The organism is Myxococcus sp. CA056, assembly GCF_013336715.1.
GTDB lineage: Bacteria > Myxococcota > Myxococcia > Myxococcales > Myxococcaceae > Myxococcus > Myxococcus llanfairpwllgwyngyllgogerychwyrndrobwllllantysiliogogogochensis.
This window is the reverse complement of sequence record NZ_JABUMT010000006.1, coordinates 84343-99633: the sequence shown is the minus strand read 5'-3', so window position 1 is coordinate 99633 and position 15291 is coordinate 84343. Positions and strand designations below refer to the sequence as shown.

Sequence of the window (15291 nt, the reverse complement as noted above, 5' to 3'; positions counted from 1 at the left end):
CCGCTCTACTCGCGCGGCGAGACCCGCGGGGCCACGTCCTGCCGCCGCCACAGGGGCTTCACCGGCACCCGCTCCAGGATGCCGGAGCCGAAGACCCGGTCCAGCTCCAGATAGTCCATGTGCACGTAGCCGATGTGACACCCGCACGTCGTCTTCGCGCACGGCCGAGGCCTCAGCGCCTGGTCGAAGTCCGGAGCGTAGATGTTCCCAATCGGCTCATCGATGAAGTGACACCGGCGCGCCGTGCCCTCCCCGTCCACGGAGATGACCGACTCCCCTCCCCGGCACGCGCGGCCCAGGCTGGGATGCCGCACGTTGTTCACGGGAAACAACGGGTCCACGGCCGTGAAGCGCGCCACGTCCTCGGGCGAGTACGGCTCCTCCTGCCCGTCCTTCACCGCGTTGATCCACAGGTACGTGTCGTCGGACAGCTCACGGCGCAGCGCCTCCGCCTCCTCGGCGAAGCGCAGGAACCCCACCATGCCCGCGCTGTGCCGGACACCCAGCGCCGTCAGCGTCTCACACTGCGCCACGAAGCGACTGCGCTTCATCCACTCCGGATGGTACGTCGCCCAGATGCCGAGCTTCTCCGCGCGGCAGTCCTTCACCCAGTCCAGCTTGCACGACAGGTTCGTCTGCGCCGCCACGCGCTCCACATGCGGCAGATGCGTCAGCCGCGCCAGCGCCTGCTGATACCAGGGCCAGATGAGCGCCTCGCCCCACGGCGTGAAGAACACGGACACCGTGTCCCCCGTGCGCGCCTCCACCCACGCCAGGAACCGCTCCAGGTCCGCGCGGTCCTTCGCGAGCTCCTCGTCGGTGTGCTTCCACTTGCCGAAAGGACAGTACTCGCAGCCGTAGTTACAGCTCGACAGCGGCCCTCGGTAGAGCACGGTGAGCTTCATCGCCAGGAGTACTCCTGTGACAGCTCACGAACCCCCGTCGAGTGCAGCCAGGGGCCAATCAAATCCGAGAGCTCCACCCCCGAGGGCGTGAGCCGCAGCGCCTGTCCGTCCCGCCGCGCCAGCCCGTGCGCCTCCAGCTCCAGCAGCTCCGGGAAGTCCTCCAGCACGTCGGTGCAGAACTGCTCGTGGTACGTCGAGAAGTCCACGCCCTCCGCCAGCAGCGACAACAGCATGTACCGCCGCCGCCGCTCCTCACCGTCCAGGCGGAAGCCATACCCCACTTCGCCAAAGGACTCCGCCGTGCGCGCGCTGTACGACGCGATGATGGAGCGCACCTCGCGCGAGCCGACTGCGTACTCCGACGAGTAGTGCACCTGTCCCGTGTACGAGCGCGCCCCGCACCCCAGCCCCACCATGCCGTCCTCCTGGCAGCGATACACCGGGCCCCCCGCGTCCGGCGCATGGCTCGCGCGGAACATGCGCATGGACACCTGGGTGTAGCCCTGTGCCAGCAGGAACTCCCGGCCCGCGCGATACAGCGCGATTCGCAGGTCATCCCACGCGCGCGCCTTCTTCCCCAGGAAGGTGAGCGGACGCACGTAGAGCGGATAGAGGTAGATCTCCTCGGGCGTGAAGCGCAGCGCCTGCCGGATGGAGTACAGGAACGTCTCCACCGTCTGGCCCTCCATGCCGTAGATGAGATCCAGGTTCAGCGTCGGAAACCCCGTGGAGCGGATGAGGTCCAGCGCCGCCTCCACCTGCGCCGTCTGCTGAGGCCGCTTCACCGCGGCCACCTCCGCCTCGATGAAGCTCTGCACGCCGATGCTCACCCGGTCCGTGCCCCGCGAACGCAGCGCCCGCAGCTTCTCCGCGTCCACCGTCTCCGGCGACACCTCCACCGAAACGGGGATGTGATCCGGGTCCGCGCCCAGCACCTTCTCCGCCAGGTCGAAGACGCGATGCAGCCCCGCGACGTCCAGCAGCGTGGGCGTCCCTCCGCCCACCGCGAGCCGCGCGAAGCTCGCCGTGCCCAGCGCCGCCTTCACCCGGTGCGCCTCGCGCTCCAGCGCCCCGAGATAGCCGTCCACCACGTCCTGCTTCGGCCCCGCCGCCGTGAAGAGATTGCAGAAGCCACAGCGCATCTCGCAGAAGGGGACGTGGAAGTAGAGGAACAGGGCATCACGCCGCTCCTCGGCCCACACCGACTCCAGCGAGAGCGCTGGCGTGAAGGGCCGGTAGGCCGTCTTGTGCGGGTAGCCATAGAGGTACGCCACGTAAGGCGTCTCTCCCAGCATCTGCTCCAGGCGCGTCATGGTGAGGACTCTCACGACAGGGTGAACTCGGCGTAGGGCACCGTCCAGACGACGGGGTGACCCACGCGATGACCGTTATAGCCGTCCTCGCCGTAGGCCGTGCCGTGGTCCGAACAGACAATGCAGAAAGCCGGCCCCCGGCGCCGCAATGCGGCGAACAGGGGTGGAAGCTGACTGTCCACGTATTCCAGGGCTGCCGCGTGGGACGCGACGGAATCCTCGGAGGCCCCGGCCAGGTAGTGGCGGTTGGGCTGGTGCAGCGCGGAGACGTTGAGGAAGAGGAATACGCGCTGCTCTCGAGGAAGAGCCTCCAGGCGCTCGACGGCCAGGGACACCTGGTGCTCGGTGGAGCGAGGCTCGCGCACCCCCAACTCGGGGCCCCAGTGGCTCTCCGCGAAGAGGCCCGGCAGCACGTTGCCCAGGGGGTTGAGCTTGTTGAAGAAGCCCACGCCGCCGATGCACACGGTGTGGTAGCCGCGCGCCGACAGGCCCGTGACGAGGTCCGGCGCGTCGAGCACACAGGTGCCCTGCCCCGTCGTCTCACTGCCCTCGAAGCGCATGGAGAACAGCCGCGAGTGCCTGCCAGGGCGCGCGGGGGTGGGCAGGAAGCCCGCGAAGAACGCGTGGTGCGCGGCGTACGTGAAGCTCGCGGGCGAGTGGCGCTCCTCCCACTGTCCTCCCGGCATCAGCGCGGCGAGGTGGGGAATGCGTCCCTCGGTGGCCAGCCGTGTCGCCACGTCGTGGCGCAGGGTGTCCAGGGTGATGAAGAGCAGGTCGTGCGAGCCGACCACCGCGTTCATGTCCATTGCGAGAGCACTTCCACGAGAGCCTCGTGTCGCGAGGTGATGCGCTCCACCGTGAAGGTCGGCGGCGCCAGCGCGGCGGGCCACTCCCGTCCATGGGAGACCCAGCACGTGGCGAACCCCATCCGCGTGGCGCCGACGATGTCCCGCACCGGGTCATCCCCGATGTGGAGGACCTCCGACGGCTCGCGATTCACGTGCGCCAGCGCCGCCTTGAAGATGGCCGGGTCTGGCTTCTCCACGCCCACCTCGCTCGAATAGAAGCCCTCTGGAACGGAGTGGTAGAGGTCCGCGTGAAGCAGCTTCCTGCGCTGAGTGCCGGAGAAGCCATTGGAGACCACGACGACGGGCTGGCGCTTCGACAACTCCCTGAGCCAGACCGCCAGCTTCGGGTCTCCCACCACGAAGTCCGCGAGGTTCAACTGGAAGTCCGCCCAGAGCGCCTTCGCGTCGAGCCCCGTCTCGAACGTCTTCGTCACGTCGGCGCAGAAGGCCTCCCTGTCGCGGCCTCCTCGCTCGTCGAAAGAGCGGAGCGTGGCGAGGTCCTCGGCGCGACGGTGCTCGGGAAACACCTCGGGGAACCGGGCCATGAAGCGCTCGAAGTAGCGCCCGAACGCGGCCTCGCGGTCGACCAGGGTGTCATCGACGTCGAAGAAGAGGGCCTTCGGCCGCACGGGCCCATACTTCCCGAAGGCCTTCGGCTTGTTCATCCACTTCTTGTCCTCGTAGTGGCGCTTGCGTCCCATGTCGGCGTCTCAGCTCGCGATGCGCGAGGCGCGGTCGTAGTCCAGCAGCGCCCCGAGGACTTCTTCCCGGGAGTCCGTCAGCAGCAGGTGCCGCGCGTACTCCTGTCCCTGCGCGAGCTGCGCCAGCAGGGGATAGACGGGGCGCGTCCGCGTCCAGAACTCGCGGCCCACGAAGATCATCGGACTGATGACGCCCACGCTGTTGTAGTGGTTCTGGCAGGCATCCTGGAAGATTTCCTGGATGGTGCCGGCGCTTCCGGGCGCGTAGACGATTCCCCCTCGGGCGATGGTGAGCAGCCCGTCCTCGCGCACGCTGTTGGCGAAGTACTTGGCGATGTGCGTGGCGAAGGGGTTGGGCGGCTCGTGGCCGTAGTGCCACGTGGGGATGCCCAGGCTGGAGCAGGCGAAGACGTCCTTGGGCTCCAGCGGAAAGGCCTCGCGCACCTGGAAGGCCCGGCCCAGCCAATCCCGGTCCGTGTAGCTGGGGGCCTTGGAGAGGATGGCAAGCGCGCCGTCGAGTTCGGCCCCCGAACGCACCGCGAACCAGGCACCCAGGTGAGTGGCCTCCATCGCTCCCGGACCGCCGCCGCTGACGAGGAAGAAGCCCGCGCGCGTCAGCTCCCGGGCCAGCATCGCCACCTCGCGGTAGTCGGGCTGGCCGCGCTTCATGGAGTGTCCGCCCATGATGGCCACCACCTTCCGGGAAGGTCCGGAGGCGGCGAGCAGGTCCTCCATCGCGTCCGTGACAGCGTGGTCATGCAGTCGCTGCGCGAGCGTCTCCAAGAGAGTGGGCGGCGTGCCACGGCCGTGAGCCTCCCAGTGTCGATAGATGCGTGCGTCGAGCGTGTCCTCGTACGTCTCCGGGCGCATCGGGTCGAAGCCGGCGTACAGCTCCTCGGGAGAGTAGAGGCCGCCCCGGTAGGGCTGGTACGGCACGCCGGTGATGGGAGGGAAGACGAGCGCCCCATGTGCGAGCGCGGCCTGCAGGGCGTCCTTCTCCAGCTCGCACCCCAGGAACACCGTCCCGGCGAGCGCCGCGGTGCTCAGCTCGCGCGTGTAGCGCCGCAGGTCCAGTCCCTGGATGACGACGTTGGCCAGGCTGCTGCCATCGCGAAGGTGCCGCTCGAAGGCCTCGGGAGTCTCTAGCTCAATCACCCGCGAAGGATTCCATGCCTCGGGGCCGGCTAGAAGAGGACAACCATGGTGCCCTGCGGCATTCGCTCATACAGCGCGGCGATATCGCGGGGGTGGAACACGACACAGCCCCAGGACAGCCGACCTCCGCTCGCCTCCAGGGACCACTCTCCTGCCCACCCGTGAAAGCCGATGCCGCTTCCCAGTCGAGTGGTGGCGTCCGTCGCCGCGCGGGCCTCCCAGGCCCGGACGATTCGCTCGCGCGTCTTCGCGGTGAGCCAGCCCTGCTTCACACCCCGGCTCGCGTCCCACGGGTTCGGGTAGTTCACCCGCAGCCAGTGGCCGCCGTAGAACGCGGCGTAGGGCCCGGGGATGTCCCCGCGCAGCGTCTGGACGATGAAGTACATGCCGACGGGCGTGCGGTTGTCTCCTCGCTGCTGCTTGGGCCCCGCTTCCTGGCCAAACCCCACCTCCACACGGGCCCGCTCGACACCGCCCTCGTAGAGCCGGAGCTGATTCTGCGCGTGGGAGATGAGCACCAGCACCGGCTCGCTCGCGGGTTGTGGCAGGCGGGAATGCTCGGCGGTGAAGCGCCGGGACTCGTCGGCGGACAGGAGGCGGCCGGTGTGCAGCGACACGGTGAGCCGCTCGGACGCGCCCACCTGGCCGAGCACCTGCCCCTTCGTGACGAGCGCGCCGGGACGAAGCGCCACGGACTTCAGCCCCGAGTACTCCGAGCGGGCGCGAAGCAGCTCATGGTTCTCGTGATACAGGTGTTCCAGCGTGACACTGTCACCTCGTGCGCCGACGGATAGCACGCGGCCCCGGGCCAGTGCTCGCACCTCGCTGCCCGGCCTGGCGCGCGCGACGTCTGGCCACGGCGCGAAGCCCTCCGCCGCCGCGTGCTCGGGTCGAAGATACGACTCGAAGACATCCGGCGTGGAGGCGGTCGCGACCTGGGCAAGGCCCACCCAGGCGAGGCACAGCAACGGGAACCAGGAGCGCGGCGCGGCGGAAGTCACTCGCGGTGGACACTCGGCGCTCGCGGACCGTTCCGTCAACTCCCGCGTTTCTTCCGGCGCGGCGCCTCACCAGCTCACTGCCTCAGCGCCGCGCCTCCAGTGCGCGAAGCGCGGCCTGGGCCTGGAGCAGCTCCGGGCGGGCATTGGCGGCGGCGGCGTCCTGGGCGGCGAGCTGGAGCTGCCGCGCCGCCTCCTCGCGCTCTCCCAGTCGCAGGTGGGCCCGCCCCAGCGCACAGCGCAGCAGTGACTTCAGCTTCCGGTCCCCAAGCATCCCCGCGAGTTGGAGGCCTCGCACCGCGTCCTCCTTCGCCAGCTCGGGCGCATCCGCCTGGCTGTGCAGCAGCGCGAGCCCATGGTGGGTGTACGCCATCCCGCCCCGGTCCCCCATGCGCGCCTTCAAGTCGAGCGCGAGCTGGAAGTAGTGCACCGCCCGCTCCCTGTCTCCCGCGCGCGCGTAGGCATCCCCCAGGTTGAACAGGGCCGTGGAGTGCTCCCACGTGTCCCCAGCGCGCTCCGTCCAGCGCAGCACCGCCGCGTACTCCGCCGTCGCCTGTCCGGGACGCCCCTGCCCCATCAGCAGCGTCCCCATGGCCCGGTGCAGCGCCGCCTCCACACTCGCCCGCCCCGGCCCCTCCTGGTACGGCGCCTGGAGCAACCTCGCCCGAGCACTCGCCAGGCGCGCCTCCGCCTCCTCGAAGCGCCCCAACCCACACAGCGCGAGCGCACACAGCGCGTCCAACGAGGCCGTACAGACCAGCGCGTCCGGGCCCGCCGCGAGCTCCCCCACGGCCTGCCCCAGCGACACCACTTCCTCGTAGCGCTCCAGCGACAACACCACCGCGGCCAGCTTGCGCAGACAGTGGAGGTGCTCGGGCGTCGCCAGCACCGCGCGAGGATCCTCGAGCGAGATGGCGATGCGCCAGGCGGACTCGGCCTCCGCTCGCTCTCCCGCCAGCCGGTGCGCGTCCCCGATTCGCTCCCACAGCACACGGGACCACTGGCGCGCGGCGTCCAGCGACAGCGACGCGGCGACGTCCAGCGCGACGCGGTACACCCCCAGCGCCGCCGCCGGCTCCAACGCCGCGAGGTTCCACGCGGCGACCTCCAGCAGGTGCGGCAACGCGCGCTGGGGCACCTTCGCCGCGAGCCAGTGGCGCACCACCTCCGCGCAGGCCCGCCGCCGCGACTCCGCGGGCAGGGCCTCGTACGCCTCCGCCGCGCGCCGATGCAGCGCCAGCTCCTCCACGTCCGACGAAGTCACCTCAGGCGGCCCTGGTGGCCGAGCCCCCACCGCGTACCGCCCCCCCGAGACGGGCCTCAGCCAGCCCCCCGCCTCCAACCCCGCGAGCGCTCCGAAGCCACCGACGAGCGCCCCCAGTACCGACCGGGGAAAACAGGGCCCCAGCACCGCGCTCACGTGCAGCGCCTCGCGCCGGGCGGGTGACAACGCCTCGTGGCGCGCGGCCAGCACCGCCGGGCCCGACGAAGGAAGGGGCACCAGCGGGTGCTCCTCGTGGAACGCGAGCGCATGCAGCAGGTGCAGCGGATGGCCCGCGCCGACCTGGAGCAACGCGTCCCTGGGCCAGCCCGGACGCAGTCGCGTCGCGACCAGCGCCTGGGCATCCTCCGGATTGAGCAGGCCCACCTCCAGCATCTCCGCGGTCGGCGGCACGAGCCCCGGGCCGCCCGTGCGCTCCAACACGAGCACGAGCACCGGCGCGTGCGCCAGCCGCGACACCAGCACCTCGACGAGCGCCCGGCTGAGCGGGTCCGCGTGCTGCCAGTCCTCCAGGATGAGGATGCGCGGTCCCCGGTGCGGCAGCAGCGCGTGGCAGAGCGCATCGAACAGCGCGATGCTCTCCGAGGAAAGGCTCGCGGGGATGCCCTGCCACTCGCGTCCCTCCAGGAAGTGCGCGACGCGCTCCGCCTCCGCGCTCGACATCCTCCCCACGCCCGCCACGGGCCGCAGGCCCCGCGTGGCCTCCAGCAGCTCCAGCAAGGGCCCCGCGGGAGTCCCCGGCAGCGCCAGGCCACTGCCCTCCCAGACCTCGAAGCGATTGGCCGTGAGCGACTCCACCAGCGCGTCCTTCAGGCGCGACTTGCCCATGCCCTCCGCGCCCACCAGCCAGACGGCGCGCCCCAGCCCCCTGCGGGCCTCCTCGGCGCACCACTTCAGCCGCTCCAGCAGCGCGGTCCGCCCCACGAGCGGCGGCTGACAGGCCCCCGTCCCCCACCGGCGAACCCCTTCAGCCAGGGACACCCGTGACGACACGCGCGGGCAGGTGGACAGGCCAGGGGAAAGTCGTGTCCCGCAGGCCAGGCACACGCCCGAAGACGAGGTCATGAGCACCTCCAGAGCCCGAACCTCTAACGCTCCCGGCCCCTCGCGCCCCTCGCGCCCAGGGGTTGTGCGTGTGTATTGAATTCGCCTGTGGCCCTGCCCTCCAAGCCACCGCACGCCTCCTCGGCGCTTCTGGGGGTGCGCTCAAACCCTCACAATCCGCGCCAATCCGCCACCAATGACAGACGTTTCCAGCCCCACCGCCCCAGCCCTCACCCGCAGTATGTTCCGCCCCGTTTCTTGGAGGGCAGGCAGGCGTGTCGAGAACTGTTGAATACGAAATAAATTTGGTCGATGGTTGTCTCCGTCGCAACGCGGCGAACCCCCGCCGTGACCTTGGAGAACCCCCCCAGCTGAAACCAGGAACCGGCCCGTCGTGAGATGGCCGCCGGACACACTCCCCGTCTGTCTGTTTTTGAATCCCCAGAGGTCCCTACATGAAGAAGTCTCTTCTGCTGGCTGGAGCACTGCTCGGCCTGAGCGCCACCGCTTGTGGTCCCCAGGACGACGTCACCGAGCTGGGCGAGGCCCCCGCCGGGCTGGATGCCACGGAGTACGCCACGTCCGTCTCCGCCGCCGCGCTGACGGCCACGGGCTGTACGCAGCTCACGGCCGCGTCCGTCATCGCCAAGGGTCATGACGGCAACGTGCCGGCCAACACGATGGATGACAAGCTGGGCACCCGCTGGAGCTATCTCGGCAAGGGTGGATGGATCGACTACGACCTGGGCGCCAGCAAGTCCATCTCCGGCGTCACCATCGCCTGGCACGAAGGCACCACGCGGGCCAACACCTTCACGGTGTCCGTCTCGCCGGATGGCTACACGTATACGCAGGTGTACAGCGGCACGAGCAGAAAGTCGTCCTCCGCGGAGACGTACTCGTTCAGCAAGGTCTCCGCGCGCCGCGTGCGCATCACCTTCATGGGCAGCACCCTGAACGACTGGGCGTCCATCGCCGAGGCGCGGGCCTGCTCCGCCGCGACCACGACGCCGCCCCCGACGACGCCTCCCCCCACGGGCAGCAGCGTGGTGTGGGTGGGTGACTTCGAGACGAACAACATCAGCCAGTGGACGCGAGCGCAGATGGTGAGCGCGGACCGGCTGGCGATGGTGTCCTCGCCGAAGCGCCAGGGTGGCTACGCGCTCAAGGCCACGGTGAAGCGGGGCGACGACCCCATCAACTCCAGCGGCAACCGCAATGAGCTGGTGCGGATGACGCGCGAGCCGTCGGGCTCCGAGTACTACTACCGCTGGAGCACGATGTTCGACTCCACGTTCCCCAACGTGAACACGTGGCAGCTCTTCACCCAGTGGCACCAGGAGAGCGACACCGTGGGCGGCTCGCCCCCGGTGGAGTTCTACGTCTACGGCAACGAGGTCCGCCTCAACATCGGCGGCAACCCGGGCACCATCGTCTGGCGCGCCCCGCTGACGCGCGGCAAGTGGATGGACTTCATCTTCCACGTGCGCTGGTCCGCGGACTCGAAGGTGGGCTTCGTGGAGCTGTACCTCGACGGCAAGCTGGTGATGCCCAAGCGCTACATCGCCACCCAGTACTCCGGCCAGGTCAACTACCTGAAGATTGGCCTGTACCGGAACGACACCATCACCCAGACGGGCATCGTCTACCACGACGGCTGGCTGATGGCCCGGAAGCTCGAGGACGTGCTCAACCCCACGGCGGTCATCAAGGCCCCGTAGGCACGCCACGGCTGTACGGCACCCCACACCGTGCCCTCATCCGGGCCGGGGTCGCGTCCCCACGCGGCCTCGGCCCGGAGTAGTTTCCGGACATGCCCAACAGCCTGCGCGTCGTCCATGTCCAGGTCCACGTCAAGCCGGAGCACGTGGACGCCTTCCGCGAAGCCACCCTCGCCAACGCGCGAGCGAGCGCCCAGGAGCCCGGCATCGCCCGCTTCGACGTCATCCAGGACGCCGACGACGCGACGCGCTTCGTGCTCGTGGAGGTCTACCGGACGGCCCAGGCTCCCGCCGAACACAAGGAGACGGCCCACTACCTCACCTGGCGCGACACCGTGGCGCCGATGATGGCGGAGCCGCGCGCCAGCCGGAAGTTCGTCAACCTGTTCCCCGAAGACGCCGGGTGGTGACGTGAGTCCCACGGCCTTCGAGTTCGCCACCGCGACACGCGTCATCTTCGGCCCGGGCAGGCTGTCCGAGGCCCCCGAACTGGTGCGCTCGCTCGGCGGTCAGCGGGTGTTGCTCGTCACCGGGAAGGCCCCCGCGCGAGCGCGCGGCCTGAAGGCGTCGCTGGAGGCGCTCGGCCTCACCGTGGAGTCCTTCGCCGTGGAGGGAGAGCCCACGGTGGAGCTCGTGCGCCAGGGCCTGGGCATCCTCGGGGAGGCTCGCTGTGACGTCGTCGTGGCGATGGGCGGAGGCAGCGCGCTCGACGCGGGCAAGGCGCTCGCCGCGCTGGCGACACAGGGGGGAGATCCACTCGACTATCTGGAGGTCATCGGGCGGGGCCAGCCGCTCACCCGGGCGTCGCTGCCCTTCGTGGCCATTCCCACCACGGCGGGCACCGGTTCGGAGGTGACGCGCAACGCGGTGCTGGGCTCGAAGCAGGCCCAGGTGAAGGCGAGCCTGCGCGGGCCACAGCTGCTGCCGCGCGTGGCGCTCGTGGACCCGGACCTGCTCATCGGCGCGCCGCCCGCCGTCCTGGCCTCCAGCGGCATGGATGCGCTGTCCCAGCTCATCGAGCCCTTCCTCTCCGCGCGCGCCAACCCCCTCACCGACGCCCTGGCACGCGAGGGCCTGCGCCGCTCCGCGCGCTCGCTGCGTCGAGCCGTCCTGACGGAGCCGGACGCGGAGGCGCGCGAGGACCTGGCGCTGGCCAGCCTCTTCGGCGGCCTGTGCCTGGCGAACTCCGGGCTGGGCGCGGTGCACGGCTTCGCGGCGCCAGTGGGCGGCATGTTCGACGCGCCCCATGGCGCCGTCTGCGCGGCCCTGCTTCCCGCCGTGCTCGACGTCAACCTGCGCGCCCTTCGCGCTCGCGCACCGGAGCACCCCTCCCTGCTCCGCTTCCGTGAGCTGGCCGCGATGCTCACCGGCCGGCCCGATGCTCGCGAGGAGGACGCCCTCGCGTGGGTGGAGTCGCTGCGCGCCGAGCTCCAGATTCCCGGCCTCGCCACCTACGGGCTGACGCCCGCGCGACTGCCAGAGTTGGTGACGAAAGCGCGCGCCGCGAGCAGCATGAAGGCCAATCCGTTGACGCTCACCGAGGCGGAGCTGACGGAGATCGCCACCCGGTCCCTGTAGCGAGCCGCCCCACACCTTCGAGGAATGCCCATGGAAGACATCGAGCTTCAGACCCGTGAGGGAGCGATGGACGCGAAGCTGTTCCAGCCGGAGGGGCGCGGCCCGTGGCCCGCCGTCATCCTGCTGACGGACGCGCTGGGCATCCGCCCCGCCTTCGAGCACATGGCCCAACGACTCGCGGACGGCGGCTATGTCGTCCTGCTGCCGAACGTCTTCTACCGCGAGGGCCGCGCCGCGAGCCTCGACCTGAACGGCACTTTCGCGGACGAGGCGTTCCGCAAGCGCATCTACGCGCTCATCGCGACCCTGACGCCGGAGCGGCTGCGCGACGACGGCGCGGCACAGCTCGACTTCCTCTCGCGACTGCCCCAGGTGCGCGGCCCCAAGGTCGGCGTGGCCGGCTACTGCATGAGTGGCTCCATCGCCGTGCGCCTGGCCGCGGACTTTCCGGACACCATCGCCGCGGCGGTGTCCAACCATGGAGGCAGGCTGGCGACGGAGTCCCCGGACAGCGCCCACCTGCGCGTGGGTGACGTTCGCGGCGAGCTCGTGTTCGGCCACGCGGACCAGGACAGCTCCATGCCGGCCGACGCAATCCTTCGGCTGGAGACGGCACTGAAGAACGCGGGCGTCCGACACCAGTCCCGACTCCACGTCGGCGCGCGACACGGCTATGCGGTGGACGGCTCCGCCACCTACGACAAGGACGCCGCCGAGCAGCACTGGCGCGAGCTGTTCGACGTGTTCGGCCGCACCCTCTCCACCTGAGGGCGAGGGCCCCGGCTTGCGTTTGAAAGCGGCCGGCGTTATTCGTAGCGACATGGTTCTGGTCGTCAGTGCTCGTCGATTTAGCAGCCCCCCGGCTCCCTTTGGGTGTCGGGAGGGCGTGCCGCACTGAGCGCACGAACCTCTCGTTGGTGAAACGCCGTCAGGCGCGACGCCCACCCGAAGCCGCCGGGGGGGGCATCCGAGGCCGGCGGCGCCTGGCGGACTTCTCGCTCGGCGTGCCGGAGACCCTGCGTTTCCACCGCTTCCGAGAGGTTTCCATGTCGTCCCCTTCCGTCTCCATCCTCAGCGCCGAGGAGCTTCGGCGCGCGCTCTCCGTTCGTGACCTGACCGACCCTGCTTCCGGCCCGCATGCCCTGCAACGGCTGGTGGCCTCCGCGCTGGACGCCCTGCGCTCCGCCTGGGGCTGCGACGTCCTCATCCACCGACAGAGCCCCGTCGTCTCCATCGCCGACAACTACGACCGGCTCCACTACCCGCCGGGAGGAGTGGCCCGGGACGCGCGCTACACGCGGTATGTCTGTGACACGGCCCTCTTGCGCTCACAGACGTCCGCCATGATTCCGGCCGTGCTGCGCAAGCTGGCGGCGTCCCCACCCGAGGACGTGCTGTTGGCCTGTCCAGGCCTCGTCTACCGCCGCGACTGCATCGACCGGCTGCACACCGGCGAGCCGCACCAGATGGACCTCTGGCGCGTGCGACGCGGACCGCCCCTCACCTCCGCGGACCTGCGACAGATGATTCACACCGTGGTGGGCGCGCTGCTGCCCGGGCGCGAGGTGCGGCTCACCGACGCCGTGCATCCGTACACGACGGACGGGCTCCAGGTGGATGTTCGCGAGGGGGAGGAGTGGGTGGAGATTGGCGAGTGCGGCCTGGCACTGCCCGCGCTGCTCGCGGAGAGCGGCCTGGAGGCGGGCCCCGTCACCGGGCTCGCCATGGGCCTGGGGTTGGACCGCATCCTGATGTTGCGCAAGGGCCTGGATGACATCCGGCTCCTGCGCTCCACGGACGCGCGCATCTCCACCCAGCTGTTGGACCTGGAACCCTACCGTCCGGTGTCGCTGATGCCGGCGGTGCGCAGGGACATGTCGCTCGTCATCGACGAAGGCCGGACGTCCGAGGAGCTGGGGGACGCGGTGCGCGCCGCGCTCGGCGAGCGGGCGGAGCTGGTGGAGAGCGTGGAGGTGGTGACGGAGACTCCGTACTCCGCGCTCCCTCCCAGCGCAGTGAAGCGCCTGGCCCTCCGTCCGGACCAGAAGAACGTGCTGCTGCGGGTGGTGCTGCGCGCGTTGGAGCGCACGCTGACGCATGACGAGTGCAACGTCCTGCGCGATGACATCTACGCGGCGCTGCACCAGGGCACGACATGGGAGTGGGCCGCGCGACCGCACTGAAGGCCGCGCGGCGGAGGGCCGGACGCTCAGACCTTGTAGAGCAGGTCCATGTACTTCTTGAGCAAGTCGCTCACCAGGCCCCTGAAGGGGACGGCGGCCGCCATGCCGTAGACGGGCGCCATCGTCCCCTTCTCGCCCGGGTGGGCCTTCACGTCCTCCACCGCCTCGCGCAGGTCCGCGAGGAAGCGCTCGGCCACGCCCGGCTGCGCGTGCCGCAGGGTGACGCAGAGGTGCACGGCCGCGGGCTTGTGCAGTCCGTTGAGGCTCCACCCGCGCTCGCCCATCCGCTCCATCACCTTGAAGATGTCCAGCGTCTGCGAGCCGAAGGCGATGACGAACAGCGGGTCTCCCAGCACGTGCAGCTCGGGGACGGAGCGGATGCCCTGCTTCAGGGTGTCCGCCGTCTCCAGGATGCGGCGCGTGGCCTCCATGTAGCCCTGCTCGCCCATGCTCACCAGCGACGCCCAGGCCACGGCGATGAGGGCGCCGGGGCGGCTGCCGGAGAAGGTGGGCGAGAAGTAGATGCCCCCGGGCCACTCGGTGGCCGTGAAGTACTGGTGCGAGCGCAGCGCCGTGCCCCGGTACAGCACCACCGACGAGCCCTTCGCCGCGTACCCGAACTTGTGCGTGTCCACGGACATGGACGTCACGCCCGGCAGCCGGAAGTCGAAGGGCGGCACCTGACGCCCCAGCGCGCGCGCGAAGGGCAGCACGAAGCCGCCCAGGCACGCGTCCGTGTGGAAGCCCAGGCGCTTCTTGCGCGCCAGCTCCGACAGCTCGGAGATGGGGTCGATGACGCCGTGGGGAAAGCCCGGCGCGGAGCCGATGAGGAGGATGGTATTGCGGTTGAGGGCCTTGCGCGTCGCCGCCACGTCCGCGCGGTAGTCCGGCCCCACCGGCACACGCACCATCTTCACGCCGAAGTAGTGCGCCGCCTTGTCGAAGGCCGGGTGCGCGCTGGAGGGCGCCACCATCTCCGGCTTCGTGATTCCCTTCGTCTCCCGGGCCCAATCCCGGTACGTCTTCACCGCGAGCATGATGCTCTCGGTGCCACCCGAGGACATGGAGCCGCAGACGTGCTCGTCGGGCACGCGGCCCGCGTTGGCGGCATCGGCGCCCAGCATGCTCGCCGCCATGGCCACGACCTCCGCCTCGAACTTGGTGGCGCTGGGCCACAGGTCCGCGTGCAGCGGGTTGCTCTGCGAGTGCAGGGCGTAGACGCGGTTGAGGAAGTCGATGTGCTCCTGGTCACCGTTGTAGACGGCACCGGACACCTTGCCCTCCCGCCAGCGCTCCTCCTCCTGGGCCTCCAGCGCCTGGAGCTCGCGCAGCACCTCCTCGCGAGAGCGGCCCGTCACCGGCAGCCGCCCGAAGGCCGTCATCTTCCCCCGGTAGGGCTTGAGGCTCCCCTCCAGCTCGGACAGCAGCGTGTCGGTCTCCTTCGACAACAAGTCCCGCACCAGCGGCACGGCCTTGAGGTAGCGCTCGGCCGCCGACAGCAACCGGGGCGGGACGTGGTTCAGCAGCTTGAGCGACTTCGGGTCTGGCAGGGCCATCTTCACT

The 15291-nt window shown here is 70.2% G+C and carries 13 protein-coding genes; 5 read left to right on the top strand and 8 right to left on the bottom strand.

Annotated features, from left to right (window positions below):
* Positions 1-5 precede the first annotated feature (5 nt).
* The 7 genes from HUA76_RS25125 to HUA76_RS25095 all read right to left on the bottom strand — a co-directional run bounded on the left by HUA76_RS25125 (position 6) and on the right by HUA76_RS25095 (position 8267).
* Positions 6-905: an STM4011 family radical SAM protein gene (locus tag HUA76_RS25125; RefSeq protein ID WP_174462297.1), complete on the bottom strand. Its 900-nt coding sequence runs from the start codon at positions 903-905 to the stop codon at positions 6-8.
* Entirely contained in the window at positions 902-2218 is a 1317-nt protein-coding gene (locus HUA76_RS25120) for an STM4012 family radical SAM protein (protein WP_174462296.1), read from the bottom strand. Before HUA76_RS25120 ends, HUA76_RS25125 begins: the two co-directional genes overlap by 4 nt.
* Before the next feature lie 11 nt (positions 2219-2229).
* Complete coding sequence (locus HUA76_RS25115) at positions 2230-3024, bottom strand: STM4013/SEN3800 family hydrolase (protein WP_174462295.1); 795 nt, start codon at positions 3022-3024, stop codon at positions 2230-2232.
* Positions 3015-3767: an HAD family hydrolase gene (locus tag HUA76_RS25110; RefSeq protein ID WP_217440162.1), complete on the bottom strand. Its 753-nt coding sequence runs from the start codon at positions 3765-3767 to the stop codon at positions 3015-3017. The genes HUA76_RS25115 and HUA76_RS25110 overlap by 10 nt, the downstream gene beginning before the upstream one ends.
* Before the next feature lie 9 nt (positions 3768-3776).
* Positions 3777-4922 carry a hypothetical protein gene (locus HUA76_RS25105; protein WP_174462294.1) on the bottom strand — a complete coding sequence of 382 codons (1146 nt, stop codon included), beginning with the start codon at positions 4920-4922 and terminating at the stop codon, positions 3777-3779.
* A 29-nt stretch (positions 4923-4951) separates the two neighbouring features.
* Entirely contained in the window at positions 4952-5923 is a 972-nt protein-coding gene (locus tag HUA76_RS25100; protein WP_174462293.1) for a L,D-transpeptidase family protein, read from the bottom strand.
* Between the two features lie 82 nt (positions 5924-6005).
* Positions 6006-8267, bottom strand: coding sequence for an AAA family ATPase (locus tag HUA76_RS25095; RefSeq protein WP_174462292.1), 2262 nt, complete (start codon positions 8265-8267; stop codon positions 6006-6008).
* A 434-nt stretch (positions 8268-8701) separates the two neighbouring features.
* On the opposite strand from HUA76_RS25095, the gene HUA76_RS25090 reads away from it, so the two are divergent.
* From HUA76_RS25090 to HUA76_RS25070, 5 genes are all read left to right on the top strand, one after another.
* Entirely contained in the window at positions 8702-9967 is a 1266-nt protein-coding gene (locus tag HUA76_RS25090; protein WP_174462291.1) for a heparin lyase I family protein, read from the top strand.
* A 92-nt stretch (positions 9968-10059) separates the two neighbouring features.
* The gene (locus HUA76_RS25085; protein WP_141640926.1) at positions 10060-10377 is read left to right on the top strand and encodes an antibiotic biosynthesis monooxygenase; all 318 of its coding nucleotides are present in this window, start codon (positions 10060-10062) and stop codon (positions 10375-10377) included.
* 1 nt (position 10378) lies between these two features.
* Complete coding sequence (locus HUA76_RS25080; RefSeq protein ID WP_174462290.1) at positions 10379-11545, top strand: iron-containing alcohol dehydrogenase; 1167 nt, start codon at positions 10379-10381, stop codon at positions 11543-11545.
* 30 nt (positions 11546-11575) lie between these two features.
* Positions 11576-12313, top strand: coding sequence for a dienelactone hydrolase family protein (locus HUA76_RS25075; protein ID WP_254614466.1), 738 nt, complete (start codon positions 11576-11578; stop codon positions 12311-12313).
* Positions 12314-12591: 278 nt separating this feature from the next.
* Positions 12592-13728 carry a hypothetical protein gene (locus tag HUA76_RS25070; RefSeq protein WP_174455127.1) on the top strand — a complete coding sequence of 379 codons (1137 nt, stop codon included), beginning with the start codon at positions 12592-12594 and terminating at the stop codon, positions 13726-13728.
* Positions 13729-13754: 26 nt separating this feature from the next.
* On the opposite strand, the gene HUA76_RS25065 is transcribed toward HUA76_RS25070, so the two are convergent.
* Positions 13755-15284: an aminotransferase class V-fold PLP-dependent enzyme gene (locus tag HUA76_RS25065; protein WP_174462288.1), complete on the bottom strand. Its 1530-nt coding sequence runs from the start codon at positions 15282-15284 to the stop codon at positions 13755-13757.
* Between the last annotated feature and the right edge of the window lie 7 nt (positions 15285-15291).